A 16,772-nucleotide genomic window follows, 5' to 3' on the forward strand; every position below is an offset into this window, starting at 1 on the left:
GGGGCCATGTTCGCCGCCTACGCCGCCCGCATCGTCCCCGACGCCCCGCTCGACGGCCTGGAGCTGGGTGAGCGCCCGGCCCCGCCGGAGCGCCCCGGCTGGACCACGATCACCGTCCGGGCCGCCTCCCTCAACCACCACGACCTCTGGTCCCTGCGGGGCGTCGGCCTCCCGGAGGACAGACTCCCGATGATCCTGGGCTGCGACGCGGCCGGGGTCGACGACGACGGCAACGAGGTGGTCCTCCACTCCGTCATCGGCCAGAGCGGGCACGGCGTCGGCCCCGACGAGCCCCGCTCCATCCTCACCGAGCGCTATCAGGGCGCCTTCGCCGAGCGGGTCTCCGTACCGTCCTGGAACGTGCTGCCCAAACCCCCGGAGCTGAGCTTCGCCGAGGCCGCCTGTCTGCCCACGGCCTGGCTCACCGCGTACCGCATGCTCTTCACCAACGCCGGGGTGCGGCCCGGCGACTCGGTGCTGGTGCAGGGCGCCGGCGGGGGAGTGGCCACCGCCGCGATCGTGCTCGGGAAGGCGGCGGGCCTGCGGATGTACGCCACCAGCCGCGACGGGGCCAAGCGCGCGCGGGCCGTCGAACTGGGCGCGGAGGAGGCGTACGAGCCGGGCGCGCGGCTGCCCCGCCGGGTGGACGCCGTGATCGAGACGGTCGGCGCGGCCACCTGGTCGCACTCGGTCAAGTCGCTGCGCCCCGGCGGCACGCTGGTGATCTCCGGTGCGACGAGCGGCGACCGCCCCTCGCACGCCGAGCTGACCAGGATCTTCTATCTGGAGCTGAAGGTCGTCGGCTCGACCATGGGATCCAAGGACGAGCTGGAGGATCTGCTCTCCTTCTGCGCGGCGACCGGGGTGCGCCCGGTGATCGACGAGGTGCTGCCGCTGGACCGGGCGAGGGAGGGGTTCGAGCGGATGGCGGACGGGGGCCTGTTCGGGAAGATCGTGCTCACCCCGTCGTGATTGCTGTCAACGTTGGTTGACGCCCGCCGCTTGTCAACGTACATTGACAGACATGACTGAGGCAACGGATCTCGCCGAGAGCGCGGGGGACCGCGACCCCAGGGTCGGACTGCGCGCGGTGGCCGCCCTGCGGCGGCTCCTGGAGCAGCTGGAGGCGGTACAGGTGCGCAGCGCCCGCCATCAGGGCTGGTCGTGGCAGGAGATCGCGTCCGAACTGGGAGTCAGCCGGCAGGCCGTCCACAAGAAGTACGGGAGGCAGTGATGTTCGAGCGATTCACTCAAGAGGCCCGCGACGTGGTGAAGGGCTCGGTGGCCCTGTCGGAGCGGATGGGCGCGGACCGGGTCACGGATGAGCATCTGCTGCTCGCCCTGCTCGAACAGAAGGGCACCCGAACGGCGTTCGCGCTCTCGGCGCTCGGCCTTCCCGACCGGCGGGCGTCCCTGGAGCAGGCCCTCGCGCGGGCCCGCCGCAGCGCGGGTCTCTCCCGGTCCGAGTCCGACGCCCTGGCCGGTCTCGGAATCGACGTCGCCGAGATCGTCGCCCGGGTGGAGGAGAATCACGGGCCCGGAGCGCTCGCCGCCCGCGGACGCCAGAAGCGCTGGTGGCACGGCTCCTACGCCCCGGCGGCCAAGGAGACCCTGGTCCGCTCCCTCCATATCGCCACGGAGCGCGGCGACCGCCGTATCGGCGGCGAGCATCTCCTGCTCGCCCTGACGGCCGCGCCCGGCGCCGTCGCCGAGGCCCTCGCCGACCACGGGGCGACCTATCGCTCCGTCGCCCGGCTGATGCCCGGCGGCGCGGACGCCTAGGGTCCTTCTTTTGGATCAGGCCGGATCGGGCTCCCGGCGGCCGGGCGGGGCGCCGGGCGGTGTACGGGCGGTGACCAGGCCCGACTCATAGGCCGCGATGACCGCTTGGGCGCGGTCGCGGACGCCGAGCTTGTCGAAGAGGTTCGTGATGTGGTTCTTGACCGTGGAGAGGCTGATGGCCAGGGCCCGGGAGATCTCGGTGTTGTCGAGGCCGGTCGCCATCAGACGCCACACCTCGGCCTCGCGCGGGGTGAGTTCGCCCGATTCGCCCCGGCTCACAGGGGCCGGCCGGGGCTCGCTCGGCGTCCGCACATAGGCGGATATCAGCCGAGTGAGCAGGCGCGGCGCGACGACCGCCTCGCCGGTGTGGACGGTGCGGATCGCCGCGCTCAGCTCCTCGGGGGAACTGTCCTTGGGCAGGAAGCCGCAGGCTCCGGCGCGCAGGGCCCCCACGACGTACTCGTCGAGGTCGAAGGTGCTCAGGGCCAGGACCCGGCACTCCGGCACGGCGGCGGCGAGCTGCTCGGTCGCGCCGACCCCGTCGAGTACGGGCATCCGGATGTCCATCACCACCACGTCGGGGCGCAGCTCGCGGGCGAGGGCGACGGCCCGCGCGCCGTCCTCGGCCTCGCCCACCACCTCGAAGGACGGGTCGGGGGAGAGGATCAGCGACAGTCCGCGCCGGACCAGCGGCTGATCGTCCGCGATCAGCACCCGGATCCTCGGCGCAGACGGCCGCGCCCGGTCCCGGAACTGGTCCTGGTCCCGGTCCCGGGGCGGTTCGGTCCCGGTCATCGGCGCGCCTCCGCGTACGGGAGGGCCGTCTCGTCCGCGCGGTCCGGGGTCAGCGGCAGCTCGGCCAGCACGCCGAATCCGCCGTCTGCCCTCGGGCCGGCGGCGAGCGTCCCGCCGTGCAGGGCCACCCGCTCGCGCATGCCGATGAGGCCGTAGCCGCCCGAGCCCCCGGGCGGCGGCCCGTCCTGCGGCGCATTGCTCCCGCCGTCGTCCCGCACCTCGACGGTGACCCCGTCCTCGCGGTACGTCAGCCGTACGGTGGCGCGGGCGTCCCCCGCGTACTTGCGGGCGTTGGTCAGGGCCTCCTGGACGATCCGGAACACCGTGAGGCCGGCGGTCGGCGGCAGCGGGCGCTTCGGCCCGTGGACGGTGAAGTCGGTCGGCAGCCCGGCGAGGCGGGACTCCGCCACCAGCCGGTCGAGGTCGTCCGCGCCGGGCTGGGGCGTCGAGGGCGCGGCCTCCGGCTCGTCCCCGGCCCGCAGTACGTCGAGGAGCTGGCGCATCTCGCGCAGCGCGAGCCGTCCGGAGCCCTCCAGGGTGACCAGGGCGTCCCGGACCACCTCCGGCCGGTCGATGTTGGCCCGGGCCCCGCCGGCCATCAGCTGCATGGTGGTGATGTGGTGGGCCACGATGTCGTGCAGCTCCCGTGCGATACGGCGGCGTTCGTCGGCCACCGCGCGGTCGGCGAGGAGACGCCGATTGGCCGCCACCTCCCGCTGCCAGCGATTGACCGCGAGGGCGGCCCCGACGACGAACAGGGTGGACAGGGGCGCGGAGACGGCCTCCTGCCAGGGCGGGATCCCGCCGTAGCCCTGGCTCAGCAGCGTCACCGCCACGGTCGCGACCGCCGCGACCGCGGTCACCCGGCCGGAACAGGTCCTGGCGACCGAGTACAGCGCGACCACCAGGACGGCCCCGAAGTGGCTGGGCAGCGGCACGGTCAGCGCGGCCGTCGCGTCGAGCGCCAGTACGGCGGTGAGGGCCGCCGCCGGGTGGCGTCGCCGGGCGAGCAGCGGTACGGCGGTCAGCGCGACGAGGAGGAACCCGGCCACGCTCACCTCGTGCCCGGCGAGGGGGGCGCTGAACACATAGCTGAGCAGGTTCATCGCACAGGCGCCGCTGGTCACGAGCGCGTCGTTGCGCGTCCACAGCGGCTCATCGGCGCCGCCGTCGCCGCCCGCGCCGCCCGTACGGTCCGCGCTGTCGACAGGCCGCGACTGCCGGGCGTCGCCGGGTCCGGTCCCGGTCCGTGGGCTGCTGGGCATGGCTGTTCCCCCTGTGTCCTGGGGGTTCGCCCCCGGACACAGGGTGGCACAGCGGCGCGGCCGACGGCCGCCCGCGGCCCGCGGTCCCGGTGCGGACCAGGACCAGGGTCCTGGTCCCGTCCCGGGGCGGGACCCAGCTCCCCCGGCCCGGATCATCCGCTGCCACGACGTCCGCGGGCTCCCGCGGTGATGGTCTTGAGAGGTCCGCCGGGAGCCCCCGGCGGAGCCCGTGCGCCAGTCCGTCCGCCGGAGGACAACATCGTGATCCGCGCCCTGACCGGATACTCCACCAGACACCCGTGGAAGGTCATCGCCGTCTGGGCGCTGCTGGGCGTCGCCCTGAGCTTCCTGACCCCGGCGCTCACCGCCCGCGTCACCCAGCACCAGACCGGGGACTTCCTGCCCCGCGGCTACGACTCGGCCGCCGCGCTGGAGATCGCCCAGGAGCGCTTCGGGGACGACCCCGACGCCACCACGGTGACGGTGCTGGTCGCCCGCTCCGACGGCAAGGCCCTCGCCGCCGCCGACCGGAAGCTGATCGGGGCGGAGGCGGCGAAGCTGGCCCAGCGCCGGGTGGTCATGCCCCGGGAGGACGACGTCCCGAGCTTCCTGGTCCCGGACCGCTCCCAGAAGCCCCGGATCGCCCCGGCGATGACCGCCCCCGACGGCAGCTTCCAGCTGCTCTCCGTACAACTGCTGGGGAACCCCGCGGACAAGGGGGTCCAGAGCGTCTACCGGACCTTCCGGGACGCCGCCCGTACGCAGTTCTCCGAGGCGGGGATGCGCACCGGCTTCACGGGCGGGCTCGCCGACACCGTCGACACCGCCGACGCCCACGAGACCGCCGCGAAGATCGGGGGCGGCCTGGTCATGGGGCTGATCGTCCTGCTCAACGTGCTGGTCTTCCGCAGCGCCCTCGCGGCCCTGCTGCCGCTGCTCGCGGTCGCCCTGATCGGCGGAGTGGCGGGGGGAGCCGTCGCGGGCGCGGCGATGCTCACCGGGAACAAGCTCGACGCGACCACCCCGGAACTGATCAACGTGGTCCTGCTCGGCATCGGCATCGACTATCTGCTCTTCCTGCTGTTCCGCTTCCGCGAGCGGCTGCGCGCCCGGCCCGAGCGGTCCGCGCGCGAGGCGGCCGAGCTGGTCTCCGGCCGGGTGGGCGCCGCGATCACCTCGGCGGCGCTGACCATCGTGGCCGCGTTCGCCACGCTGGGCCTGGCGAGCTTCGGACAGTTCCGCTCGCTGGGTCCCGCGATCGCCGTCGCGGTCCTGGTGATGCTGCTCGGCAGCCTCACTCTGATGCCGGCGCTGCTCGCCGCCGCCGGGCGCAAGATGTTCTGGCCCTCCAAGTCCCTGAGCCACGAGCCGCGCGAAGGCCGGGCCGCCCGGTTCGCCGCGCTGGTCACCCGGCGGCCGCTGACGATGGCGGCGGCCTCCGTCGCCCTGCTCGCCGCGCTGGCCGCCGGATTGATCGGCATCCGGATGGACTACGGCCGGCCCGACTCCGGCGACCCGACTCCCGCCCAGGTCACCGCGGCCGAGATCGCCCGCACTCTGCCGGCCGGGGTGTCGGACCCCACGAGCGTCCTCGTCGCGGCCGAGGAGGACGGCGGCACGCTCACCGCCGGCCGGCTCGACGCCCTCTCCCGCGCGCTCACCGAGGTCGACGGAGTGGGCCAGGTCGCCCCGACCGTGCTGACCGAGGACCGCCGCGCCGCCCGGATCGACGTCTACCCGACCGTCGACCCGCAGAGCCAGGCGGCCCGCGATCTGGCCTCCGGGCCGATCCGGGACACGGTGGGCCGGCACACGCCGGCCGGGACGACGGCGCATGTGGGCGGTACGGCGGCGATCTTCGCGGATGTCTCGACAGCAGTCGACCGCGACCTCAGGATCGTGTTCCCGGTCGCGGCCGGGCTGATCGCGCTGATCCTCGTACTGCTTCTGCGCAGCCTGCTCGCGCCGCTGGTGCTGATGCTCTCCGTCGGGCTCGGCTTCGCCGCCACCCTCGGAGCCGCCACGCTCGTGTTCCAGCACGGACTGGGCGAGCCGGGCGTCGCCTTCACCCTTCCGCTGGTGCTGTTCCTGTTCGTCGTGGCCCTGGGCACCGACTACAACATCCTGATCGCCGACCGGATCCGGGAGGAGATGCGGCGGCCGGGCCCGGCCCGCGCCGCCGTGGCCCGCGCGGTACGGCACACGACCCCGGCCATCGCGACGGCCGGGCTGGTGCTGGCGGGGTCCTTCGCCACGCTCGCCACGACCCCGGGGAGCCGGCAGATCGCCTTCGCGATGACGCTCGGCATCATGCTCTCCGCGCTCGTCCTGTCGCTGGTGCTGGTCCCCGCCCTCGCCGCGCTCCTCGGCCGCGGCCTCTGGTGGCCGGTCCGCCCCCGCCCCGCCCCGGGCCCCCACCACGACGACCCGGCCCCCGCCCCTCGGGAACCCGACCGGGTCACGGCGTACTGAGACCGCGGGGGTACGGGCCCGCCGCCCGCGACGCGTTGACGCGTCGCGGGCGGCACGGTCACTTCTCCGCGTCCCCCTGGACGAGCCCGGCGACGATGTGGGCCGCGGCCGTCGAGAGGTGGCGGCGGGCCTCGGCGAGCTGGGGCTCGGTGACGCCGTGGTCGCGGGCGGTGTCGCGGATGTCGTCGCGGAAGCGGTCGAGGAGACGGTCGAGATCGCGGGCGGGGTCGCCCGTGGAGGGGGCGTCGGCCGGCCAGTCGGGGACCGGGGTCTCCGGCTTCGGGGGACGCGGGGCGGCCGACTTGGCGAAGCCGCCGAGCTGGGCGGTCAGTTCGGAGAGGCCCTCACGGACGCCCGTGGGCCAGTCGCCCCGGGCGAAGTGGCCCTGGACCTGGTCCTGGACCTGCTTGGCGATGCGCTGCATGTCGCGGCGCGCCTTCTCCTGCGCCTCCTTGGCCTGGCGGCGCGCCTGCTGGGCGTCCTCCCGGGCGCGGCGGGCCTGCTCCTGCCACTCGTGGGTGACCTTGCGCCACTCCTCCTTCTCCTTCTCGGCGCGCGGGGAGGTCCGCGTCTGCGCCGCCGCCGCGCGCATCTCGCTGCGCAGCTTCCCCGCCGCGCCGCGCACGTCGTCGCGGATCTCGGCCGCCAGCTCGGAGACCGAGTCACGGATCTCCAGCTCCAGATCGGCCAGCTCGCCCCGGCGGCCGGCCAGCTCCTCCCGGCCCGCGTCGGTGATCGAGTAGACCTTGCGGCCGCCCTCGGTGGCATGGGTGACCAGGCCCTCCGCCTCCAGCTTGGCCAGCCGGGGGTAGACCGTGCCCGCGGAGGGCGCGTACAGGCCGTGGAAACGCTCCTCCAGGAGGCGGATCACCTCGTACCCGTGGCGCGGGGCCTCGTCCAGGAGCTTCAGCAGATACAGGCGCAGTCGGCCGTGCGCGAATACGGGAGGCATCTCAGAGCACCTTTCCCTTGGCGTCGGCGGGGCCCTCGGCGGGACCGTCGGGGCCCGCGGCGGGGCTCTCGGCGGGACCGTCGGCCGGGGCGGCCTCACCGCCGTCCTCCGAGGGCGGTCTGCGCAGCAGCGCGATCGACCCGGACATCGTGGTCGCCCGGAGCGTCCCGGTGCCCGCGCCCAGGGTCCCCTTCAGCTTCTTCGCCCCCCACTGGCCGCTGACCCTCAGGTCGTCGAAGGCGTTGGAGAGGGCGCCGCTCGTGGTGTTCGCCTCCACCCGGGCGTCCGTGGGGTGCGGCAGCCGGATCGCGACCTCGCCGGAGACGGTGTTCAGCTTGATGTCGGCCGGCTTCGGCGGGCTGTCGTCGGCGGCCGCCAGGTCGATCAGCATGTCGCCGCTGACCGAGTCGGCGCGGACCCGGGAGCCCGCGTCGCCCTCGACGACCGTCAGATCCCCGGAGACCGACTGATAGCGCAGCGCGCCCGTCACGGACTGGGCCTCCAGATTGCCCGACACGGTCTCCGCGGCGACATCGCCCGACAGCCGCATCAGCGTGGTGTCGCCGGAGACGCCGTGGACGGAGGTCCGCCCCCGGATGCCGGAGATCATCGCCGCCGCGCCCACCACCCCGACCTCGACCGAGGCGTGCGAGGGGACGGCGAGGGAGACCGTGACCCTGCGGCCGGAGCCCTTGCGGTCGAGCCACTTCATCCAGCTCTTGCCGGGCAGGTCCGGGTAGCCGATCGTGAGCGAGGCCCCGTCGTGGGTGACGGTCAGCGGCGGTCCCTCGATCCGGGAGATCTCCAGCCGGGCGGAACCTTCGTCGGTCCCCACGACGTTGACCGTTCCATTGACGATCTGCACACGCAGCTCCGTCACCGGTTGGTCGAAGGCGAGCCTTCGAGGCTCGGAGACCTCCCACGTCGACTCTGCCATCACGCTGTCCTCCCAGCCGAACCGGACGGATTGGCGACGCAACATATCGCGTCTTCTGGTAGATACGATATATCGCGAAAGAGGGTTGTCAAGGGCGGATCGGCTCGCGGTTGCCCCCCATAAGGCGTCATAGAAGGGCAAACTGCCCTAGCGTGAACTCCATGAACGCGACACCCGTGGGCGCGCTGCTGCTCTGCCGGGCCGACCCCTCCTCCGTACGGCCCGCGGCTCATCTCCTGCGCGAGCGGCAGCTCCTCGCCCCGGCGGGGGACGACTGGAGCGTGCTCGTGCCCGAGGGGAAGCCCTGGCGGGAGGCCGGGGAGCCGGTCGACCGGGTGCTCGCCGGATGGGCGTCGGCCGTGGCGGTCGCGACCAACCGGCCCGCGCTGGCGCTCTGGTGGGACGCCGACCGCGCCGGATTCACCCTCGCCTCAGGGTTTCGCCGGCCCGTCGCCTACGTATGGCTGACGGACGGCACCCCGGCCGGCGAGGACGAGGCGATGCACACCTTCGCCGCCCGGCTGGGGCTCGACCCCGTCCTCGATGTGCAGTCCCTCGATCCGCTCACCCTGCCCGACACCGAGTCGGACGCCCGGGCCCGGCTGCTGGGCCTGGTCGCCGTCCTCACCAGGACCGGGCTCCGGCTGCCCCCGGGCCTCCTCCCCGGCGAACCGGGCGGCCGGCTCCGGGCCACGGCCCGGGCGCTGGGCGCGGAGACGGTCGAGTGGGCCGGCTGGCGCGACGCCGTACGGGCGGAGTTCCAGGCCGTCGAGGAGGGGCTGGACCACTGGCTGCGGGACGGCGGCCGGGAGCGCGACCGGGCCAGGACGCTGGGCGCGGCGCAGCTCCTGGCGGGGGCGCCGATCGTCCTCTACGGGCTGGGACGGCGCAGCCCGGGCTGGATCGCCGCCGGGGCGGTGCTGATCGTGAACGGGGCGGTGGCGCTGCGCGCCCTGCCCTGGTCCCGGCCCGCGCCGCCCGCCGTCTGACCCGTACCCGGGTCCGTACCCGGGTACGGGTCAGGGGCGCGCTCAGTCCTCGTCGTCGTCCTCGTCGTCCAGCCGGGCGAGCCAGGTGGCCAGCCGCTCGATCGGGACCTCGAAGTCGGGGTTCAGATCGACGAACGTACGCAGCTGCTCGGCGAGCCACTCAAGGGTGACCTCCTCCTCGCCACGCCGCTTCTCCAGCTCCTCGATGCCGCGATCGGTGAAGTACAAGACATGCTCCTGGGACGGATGGGGGACTACGGCATCAGACTACGGCGACTTCGGGCCCCGCCGGGCGGCCGGACCGGACCGGGCCGCCCCACGCCGTTCAGAGAGCGCCCGGGTGCGGTACGTACTGGGTAGTCAGCGTCGAGAACGGGGGATGCCGTGGACGGACGCGTACGGCGCATCGAGCTTCCCGGGGGCGCGGTGGTGCACGCCCGGCTCTCCTCGCCCGGCGGGGGATACGGCGAGGACGACGAGGACGTGGGCTTCGCCGACCGGGCCGCCGCCCGGGTCCGGCAGCTGGAGGAGCTGATAGGCGGCGTGGGGGCGTCCGTGCTGGCGGCCGCGGCGGCCGCCCGGCCCGACGAGGCCAGCGTCTCCTTCGGGGTCGAGCTGACCATGAAGTCCGGCGCGGCCCTCGCGGTGCTCGCGGCGGGGGAGGCCAAGGCGTCCGTGCAGGTCACCCTGGTCTGGCGGCTCGGCGACCAGCCGGTGTGCGCGCTGCACGGCCCGTTCCCCGCGCCGCCGGCCGTACCGCCCCCTGCCCCTCCCGCCCCCGCCTCCCCGCCCTCGGCCCCGGCCTCCCCGCCTCCCGCCCCGGCCGGCCCGCCCGCGAGCCCGTCCTCCGTGCCTCCGGCCGTGCCGCCCGCCGTGCCCCCCGTCCCTCCCGCACCCCCCGCGCCATGACCGACGCCGATCCCGTCATCGACGCCCTCACCCGCGCCGCCACCGTCCACTTCCACTCCCCGCGCGCCGACGAGCCCGCCCCCTGGGGCACGGGCTTCTTCGTCGCCCCCGGCTGGATCCTCACCTGCGCCCATGTCCTCGCACCGCATCTGCGGACCGACCGGTCCCGCGTCTTCCGCGTCACCGGCGGCGAGGTCAACGGCGGCGAACCCCTCGCCGCCCGGCTCGACTGCTGGCTCCTCGACGGGGAGCCGCGCCCCGAGCAGCGGGTCCCCGTCGAACAGGACCTCGCCCTCGTCCGGGTCCTGGAGGACGGCGTCGAGCACGAGTGCGTCTGGATCACCGACCGCACCGACCACCCCGGCGGGCGCGGGATCGTCCAGGGCTACCGGCCCGAGGAGGGCCGGCGCGCGGTCCGCTGGAAGGCCGCCGCCCTGATCAACGGCTTCGACGACGACTACGGACTGCGGTTCCGGCCCGAGGCCGAATTCCCCCGGGGCGGCTCGGGCTCCCCCGTACTCGACGTCCACACCGGCGCGGTCGTCGGCGTCCTCAAGTCCCGGCGCGCCGGACGCGACGGCGGCATGGCCATCGCCACCACCGCGCTGCGCCGGTTCGGCCCCGTCTACCAGCCGCTGATGGCCGCCCACGACCGCTGGCACGGCCTCTCCCCGAAGATCACCGGACACAACTGGATCGAGCGCCAGCGCCGGCTCCCCGGCGCGGGCGTCCACACCGGCGGCGACGAGTGGGGCCCCCGCGACCGCCGTGACGCGCTCGCCCTGCTGGCCGCCGTCCCCCCGCCCGAGGGCATCCGGCCGGTCGCCGCCCTCGCCAGAAAGGCCCGGGGCGGTGTCGCCGCGCCCCCCGGCCAACTGCTCCCGTACGCCTGGCGCGACGGCCACGGACTGCTGTACGAGGCCGGCCGCCCCGCCGCCGCCATCGCCGCGCTGCACTACCTCCAGCTCGTCGTGGAGTACGAGCGCGGCCGGGGCGGCGACCCCGCCGCGCTCGCCGACTGGGTGGCCCGGCGGCTCCAGGACGTGCCGCGCATCGTGCACACCGTCGTCACCGAGGCCACCCTGCCGCCCGGCCTCGGCCGCCCGCGGACCGCCGACGGGCCGTCCCGGATCGTCGTCCGCTACCCCCGGCCCGGCGACGGCTCGGCCGTCGTCGTCGTGGAGCTGGAACGCGTCATCTCCGCCGCCGCGCCCCGCCTCTACTGGCGCATCCGCGTCGACGACGGCCACGGCGTCGACGAACCCCTCCACGAGGAGCAGACCGGCGACGGCGTCCCGCCCGAACAGCTCGTCCGGAGGCTGCGCGAGCCGCTCGCCGAGGTCTTCGCGCTCGTCGACGCGCCCGGCGCGCCCGCCCCGCTGGAGGTCGCCCTCCCCGCCGACCACTTCGACACCGCCGTACACCGCTGGCAGCTCACCGAGATGGCCCGGCTGCACCATCCGGCGTATGTGGGGGTACGGCGGACGGTGGTCCTGCGCGACATCGCCAGACGAGGTGAACCGGACGGTGTCTGGGTGCGCCGCTGGCGTGCGATGGAGCGCGCGGGCGCGCCCGTCGCCCTGCGCACGCCCCCGCATCTACAGGTCCCCCGGGTCCGCCACTTCGAGGAGACGGAGCCCTCCGCCGTGCCCGTGCTGTGCAGACCGGCGGGCAGCGGCGTCGGACGCCGGGCCATCGGCATGGCCCTGGAGACCGGCTACGGGGTCGCCCTCTGGCACACCGACGGCCACCCCGACCACGGCTGCACCGACTTCTGCGAACGGCTCCACGACGGCGCGGCCCTCCTCCTCGCCCAGGCCGCGGGCGTCATGGAGCTGCCCGAACGGCTCCGCCGGATCAGGGACGACATCAGCGGATCGCGGAACGGCGGGCACTGGGCGGAGGCGGTCGCCCTGCTCTACGACGATCCCGGCCGCCCGCTCCCCGCCGACGAGGACGGGCCCCTCGACTCGCCGTGAGGCCGCCGGGGGAGCCCCGGGCGGCCCGCCGCCCTCCTCATGAGGAGGGAGACATTCCTTATGGAGAGACGTACGAGAGATCGCCGCAGCGGGCCATGGGAGGACGGCGTGGTGGGTACATATCCGGCGTTGCCCGCCACCGGTCCACCGGTCCACCGGCCGTCAACGAGGAGCGAGCGATGGACGACTGGCTGATCTACCGAGGCGTCGGAGAGCCGGACCCCGACCGGATCGACACCCTGCCGCCGCCCCCGCCCTGGCGGGCCTTCTCCGGAGAGCCGCTCCCCGACCCCGTACCCCCCATCGACGCCTCCTCCACCCGCCGGCTCGGCTCCCGGGTCGGCGCGCCGCCAGCCCAGGACGCCCGCGCGCTCGACCTCGTCAACGCGGCCCTCTACCTCCGCCGCCCCCTCCTCGTCACCGGGGAGCCCGGCTCCGGCAAATCCACCCTCGCGCACTCGGTCTCCTACGAACTGGGCCTCGGCCGCGTCCTCCAGTGGCCCGTCGTCAGCCGCACCGAGCTGAAGGACGGGCTCTACACGTACGACGCGATCGGCCGCCTCCAGGACGCCCAGCTCGCCGAGCGCGAGCGCCGCGAGCCCGACGACATCGGGCGCTACATCCGGCTCGGCCCGCTGGGCACCGCGCTGCTGCCCACCCGGCGGCCCCGGGTCCTGCTCATCGACGAACTCGACAAGAGCGACATCGATCTGCCGAACGACCTGCTCAATGTGGTGGAGGAGGGCGAATTCGCCCTCCCCGAGCTGGAGCGGGCCGCCGACCGGCCCGGCCAGGGCGAGGTGCGCGTCCTCACCCACGACGGCCGCCGGGTCCCGGTCCGCGACGGGCGGGTGCGCTGCCACGCCTTCCCCTTCGTGGTGATGACCAGCAACGGCGAACGCGACTTCCCCGCCCCGCTGCTGCGCCGCTGCATCCATCTCCACCTCGATCCGCCGCGCGACGAACGGCTCGCCGCGATGGTGCAGGCGCATTTCGGGGCCGGGGCGGACGAGGGCAATCTCGATCTGATCGGCCGCTTCACCAGCGAGGACGGGGACGGGGAGCTGAGACCCACCGATCAGCTCCTCAACGCGATCTACCTCACCCAGCACACCGTGCGCACCGACCCGACCCGCCGCGAAGAGATCGCCGGCCTCCTCATGCGCCCCCTCGACCACCGTCGGCGGTAACCCATGCCCCCGCCCGCCGACCCCGCCCGCCCCGCCGACACCCCCTCGGCCACCCCCGCCCCGCCTCCCGCCACTCCCGCCCCGCCTCCCGCCAGAGATCCACTCCCGCCCCCCGGCGCCCCGGACCCGGCCGCCTCCCGGCGCCCCGGACCGCGTCCCGGCGGCTCCGCAGCCCCTCCCGAGGCCCGTGGTGCGCACCCCGCGCCGCGGGAAACGCCCCTGGTGGTGCTGGTGAGGAGGCTGCGGGAGGCGGAGTTGGGGCCGACGGCGGAGGGGGTGGCGGACGCGTTGTGGCTGGCGCGGTATGTGCCGGCGGCGGTCGGCGGGGTCGCGGCGGCCGGCGGGCCGGAAGAGACGGCGGCGGAGGGGGAGCGGGCGGCCGCCGCGGGGCCTGAACCGGGCGCGCAGTCCGCGTTCCCGGCGCCGCCCGCGCCCCGCCCGCCGGTCGGCCTCTACGCCCCCGCCCGGTCGGCCGCCTCGCAGGGCCTGCGCTCCGACGCGACCCGGCGCAGAGTCCCCGTACCGGCCCCCGCCGCACTCCCCGACGCGCCCGCGCTCGAACGCTCGCTGCGGCCCCTCCAGCGCTACCGCCCTCCCATGCGCCCGGTCCGCCGCGAACTCGACGAGAGCGCCACCGCCGACCACGCCGCCGACACCGGACTCGTCGTCCCCGTCCTCGCCACCGTCCGCCGCCGCGAGGCCCGGCTCGCCCTCGTCATGGACGAGTCCAGCTCCAACGCGGTGTGGAGCGGCGCCCTCGAAGAGCTGCGCCAGATCTGCGAGCGCGCCGGAGCCTTCCGCGAGATCGCCGTCCACCGCATCCGCCCCGACGCCCCGCCCCCCGCCCAGCTCGGCGACCCCACCGGCCGTCAGCTCACCCTCGTCCTCAGCGACTGCGCGGGCCCGATGTGGCGCAGCGGCCGGATGCAGCGCCTCCTCCACACCTGGGCCTCGACCGCGCCCGTCGCCGTCGTGCAGCCGCTGCCCCAGCGGATGTGGGGCCGCACCCATCTGCCCGCCCGCCCCGGAGAGCTGCGGCGGCGCGAGGGCCCGGCCGGACGGCTGGAGTTCACCCCCCGCGAGGGCACCGCGTCCCCCCGGGGCCTGCCCGTGCCCGTGATCGCCCTGCGCCGCGCCTCCTTCGAATCGTGGACCCGGCTCATCGCGGGCGCGACCGGCCAGACCCTGGGCGCGGCGGCGGCCGTCGTCCTGCGCCGCCACCGGCCCGCCACCGCCCGCGCCCGCCACACCCGGCGGGTCGCCCCCGCCGACCGCGTCCGCCTCTTCCGGAGAACGGCCTCCCCCGCCGCCGCCCAGCTCGCCGTCTATCTCTCCGCCGTCCCGCTGACCCTGCCCGTCATGCAGCTCGTCCAGCGCGCCATGCTCGTCCGCACCGGCCCCGACGTCCTGGCCGAAGTGCTGCTCAGCGGGCTGCTGAGACGCGACGACACCGAACTCCTCCCCGGCGACGGCAGCGCGGGCCCCGGCGGCGACCCGGACGACGACCCGTCCTACGTCTTCCTCGACGGCGTCCGCGAGGAACTCCTCGACCGGCTCGGCGCGGGCAGCGCCGCCCTGGTCCTCAAACACAGCTCGGAGTACGTCGAGGCCCGCTACGGCCACACCGTCCGCAACTTCCCCGCCATGGCCGCCGCCTTCCTCACCGGATCCGTCGACCCGCGCCCCGCCCTCCCCGCCGGACCGGAGTGCCGCAGACTCTGGCCCTTCGCCCAGGTCTCCGCCCAGGTCCTGCGCCGCCTCGGAGCGAGCCGCCCCGCCGCGCCCCCCGGCCCGCTGCTCCGGGAGGGCCCCGCCGGACTCGCCGCCCGCGCCCGCGCCTGCCTGGACCACTACGGCGAGCACGGCACCGTACGCGATCTGGACGCCGCGATCGGACTCCTCGGCACCGCGACCCAGGCCGAGCGGCGCACCACCGAACGGGCCGCGCTCTACGACGAACTCGCCGACGCCCTGCTGCGCCGCTGGCTCGTCCGCCCGCTGCCGGAGGATCTGCCCGAGGCCCTCGACGCGGCGCAGAACGCGATCTCCGGCGGACCGCCCCGGGCCCATCTGACCCTCGCCCGGGTCCTGGAGGCGATGGCGGAGGACGTCGCCGCCGGACGGCTCAGCCCCAAACTGGTCCCCGAATGGGCCTGGATGCAGGCGGGCGAGGAACCGGAACCGGTCGCCGCCGTGCTGCTGGCCGCCGCCGACGCCGCGCTCGCCGAGCTGACCGACGCCCCGCCCGGCGGCCCCGCCGCCCCCCGCGAGACGGCCGCCGCCGCCCGGATCCGCGTGCTGCGACGGCTCGCGGTGCTCGGCGCGCCCTACGGACTGCGCGGCCCGGCCGAGCCGGGGGAGTGGTTCACCCGGACCATGAACACCGCCGTCGGCGCCGTACAGCTCCTCCTGGACGACAGCCTGCCGGAGGCCCTCGCCGAGCTGCGCACCGGCGAACGCCATGAGTCCGCCCTGCTCACCCGGGGCGCGCTCCTGCTGGACCTGGCCCGCCACCACCGGGGCGAGGGCCCCGTCGACCCCGGCGTACCGGACCCCGCCGCCGCGCGCGCGTACGCCGAACGGGCCGGGGACGATCTCTACAGCGGCATGGACGGCATCGACTGGGACGCCGTCGACCCGAGCGAACTCGGCCGCGCCTGGCTGGACTACGCCGACGCCATCGAGTACGCCGACGAACGCCCCGACGACGACACCCGGCTGCGGATACTCCAGGCCCTGGACCAGGCCCGCCGCCAGGCCGACCGGGACGAGAACGCCCAGGCCCGCATCCTGCTGCGGATGGCCGGACTGCTGGAGCAGCGCTACACCGCCACCGGCAGCTGGTCCCACCGCGACTCGGCCGTCGCCGCCTGGACCCAGGCCCTCCCGCTGCTGCCCCGCACCGATCCGGCGCGTACGGAGGTCCTCACCGCGCTCGGCCGCCAGCTGACCGAACGCGGCGTGGACAAGGACGCCCCGGCCGACGTCCACACGGCGGTACGGGTGCTGCGCGCCGCGATCGAGGAGACCGCCGCCCGCGACCCCGAGCTGCCGCGCCGCCGGGCGCTGCTGGGACAGGCGTACATCGAACGGTTCCGGGCCGCCGGCCGGACCGCCGATCTGCACGAGGCGGACTGGGCGCTGGGGGCCGCCGCCCGGGCGGCCGACGACCCCGAGCTGGCCGGATACGCCTGGTGGTACCGGGCGCTGGCGGCCGCGCTGCTCGCCCGCCGCACCGGGTCGGACGGCCCGCTGCGGGCGGCCGTCGCCCACTGCGAGCACGCCGCGCGAGGTCCCGAGGGCCTGCTGGAGGGGGCGGTCACCGCCCAGTGGGCCCGGGCGGGCCGGCTGGAGCGCACGGCGGGTCCCGAGCGGGCCCTGGAGGAGCACCGGGCGGTGCTCGCCCTGCTCACCGAGGCCCGCCCGGCCTCCGGCGACCTCATCCGCCAGGAAATCGACCGGCTGACCCGGCCGCGCTGAGGCCCCCGCGCCCCGGGCCCTT

14 protein-coding genes are annotated in these 16,772 nt (G+C 75.5%); 9 read left to right on the plus strand and 5 right to left on the minus strand.

Translation table 11 applies throughout. The features are described from left to right. Positions 1 to 6: 6 nt before the first annotated feature. Genes ACF089_RS00120 through ACF089_RS00130 form a run of 3 tightly spaced genes read left to right on the plus strand, consistent with a single transcriptional unit; the run spans position 7 to position 1,782 of the window. Complete coding sequence (locus ACF089_RS00120; RefSeq protein ID WP_392019634.1) at positions 7 to 972, plus strand: zinc-binding dehydrogenase; 966 nt, start codon at positions 7 to 9, stop codon at positions 970 to 972. A gap of 52 nt (positions 973 to 1,024) precedes the next feature. Continuing rightward, the gene (locus ACF089_RS00125) at positions 1,025 to 1,234 is read left to right on the plus strand and encodes a helix-turn-helix domain-containing protein (protein WP_392019637.1); all 210 of its coding nucleotides are present in this window, start codon (positions 1,025 to 1,027) and stop codon (positions 1,232 to 1,234) included. Beyond that, on the plus strand, positions 1,234 to 1,782 hold the full coding sequence (locus ACF089_RS00130; RefSeq protein ID WP_392019640.1) for a Clp protease N-terminal domain-containing protein: 549 nt from the start codon (positions 1,234 to 1,236) through the stop codon (positions 1,780 to 1,782). Before ACF089_RS00125 ends, ACF089_RS00130 begins: the two co-directional genes overlap by 1 nt. Positions 1,783 to 1,797: 15 nt before the next feature. Here the strand turns inward: ACF089_RS00130 and ACF089_RS00135 are convergent, their stop codons facing one another. Next, positions 1,798 to 2,577 carry a response regulator gene (locus ACF089_RS00135; RefSeq protein WP_392019643.1) on the minus strand — a complete coding sequence of 260 codons (780 nt, stop codon included), beginning with the start codon at positions 2,575 to 2,577 and terminating at the stop codon, positions 1,798 to 1,800. Then, entirely contained in the window at positions 2,574 to 3,842 is a 1,269-nt protein-coding gene (locus ACF089_RS00140) for a sensor histidine kinase (protein WP_392019646.1), read from the minus strand. Before ACF089_RS00140 ends, ACF089_RS00135 begins: the two co-directional genes overlap by 4 nt. 261 nt (positions 3,843 to 4,103) lie before the next feature. Here ACF089_RS00140 and ACF089_RS00145 point away from each other — a divergent pair, with 261 nt between their 5' ends. Beyond that, complete coding sequence (locus ACF089_RS00145) at positions 4,104 to 6,314, plus strand: MMPL family transporter (protein WP_392019650.1); 2,211 nt, start codon at positions 4,104 to 4,106, stop codon at positions 6,312 to 6,314. Positions 6,315 to 6,372: 58 nt separating this feature from the next. On the opposite strand, the gene ACF089_RS00150 is transcribed toward ACF089_RS00145, so the two are convergent. Both ACF089_RS00150 and ACF089_RS00155 read right to left on the minus strand, forming a co-directional pair. Beyond that, positions 6,373 to 7,266, minus strand: coding sequence for a helix-turn-helix transcriptional regulator (locus ACF089_RS00150; RefSeq protein ID WP_392019653.1), 894 nt, complete (start codon positions 7,264 to 7,266; stop codon positions 6,373 to 6,375). Between the two features lies 1 nt (position 7,267). Further along, the gene (locus ACF089_RS00155; protein ID WP_392019655.1) at positions 7,268 to 8,203 is read right to left on the minus strand and encodes a DUF4097 domain-containing protein; all 936 of its coding nucleotides are present in this window, start codon (positions 8,201 to 8,203) and stop codon (positions 7,268 to 7,270) included. Between the two features lie 161 nt (positions 8,204 to 8,364). On the opposite strand from ACF089_RS00155, the gene ACF089_RS00160 reads away from it, so the two are divergent. Continuing rightward, the gene (locus tag ACF089_RS00160; protein WP_392019658.1) at positions 8,365 to 9,192 is read left to right on the plus strand and encodes a hypothetical protein; all 828 of its coding nucleotides are present in this window, start codon (positions 8,365 to 8,367) and stop codon (positions 9,190 to 9,192) included. A 42-nt stretch (positions 9,193 to 9,234) separates the two neighbouring features. Here ACF089_RS00160 and ACF089_RS00165 read toward each other — a convergent pair whose 3' ends face one another. Further along, positions 9,235 to 9,420 carry a DUF6104 family protein gene (locus ACF089_RS00165; protein WP_392019660.1) on the minus strand — a complete coding sequence of 62 codons (186 nt, stop codon included), beginning with the start codon at positions 9,418 to 9,420 and terminating at the stop codon, positions 9,235 to 9,237. A gap of 156 nt (positions 9,421 to 9,576) precedes the next feature. Between ACF089_RS00165 and ACF089_RS00170 the strand changes: the two genes are divergently transcribed. From ACF089_RS00170 to ACF089_RS00185, 4 genes are all read left to right on the plus strand, one after another. Further along, positions 9,577 to 10,101 carry a CU044_2847 family protein gene (locus tag ACF089_RS00170; RefSeq protein WP_392019663.1) on the plus strand — a complete coding sequence of 175 codons (525 nt, stop codon included), beginning with the start codon at positions 9,577 to 9,579 and terminating at the stop codon, positions 10,099 to 10,101. Beyond that, complete coding sequence (locus tag ACF089_RS00175) at positions 10,098 to 12,080, plus strand: trypsin-like peptidase domain-containing protein (RefSeq protein ID WP_392019666.1); 1,983 nt, start codon at positions 10,098 to 10,100, stop codon at positions 12,078 to 12,080. The genes ACF089_RS00170 and ACF089_RS00175 overlap by 4 nt, the downstream gene beginning before the upstream one ends. Positions 12,081 to 12,259: 179 nt before the next feature. Next, positions 12,260 to 13,270, plus strand: a complete 1,011-nt coding sequence (locus ACF089_RS00180) for an AAA family ATPase (RefSeq protein WP_392019668.1) — start codon at positions 12,260 to 12,262, stop codon at positions 13,268 to 13,270. A gap of 222 nt (positions 13,271 to 13,492) precedes the next feature. Beyond that, entirely contained in the window at positions 13,493 to 16,750 is a 3,258-nt protein-coding gene (locus ACF089_RS00185) for an SAV_2336 N-terminal domain-related protein (protein ID WP_392019671.1), read from the plus strand. Positions 16,751 to 16,772: the final 22 nt, after the last annotated feature.

The sequence above is a fragment of the Streptomyces sp. NPDC014894 genome (assembly GCF_043080985.1).
Taxonomy (GTDB): domain Bacteria; phylum Actinomycetota; class Actinomycetes; order Streptomycetales; family Streptomycetaceae; genus Streptomyces.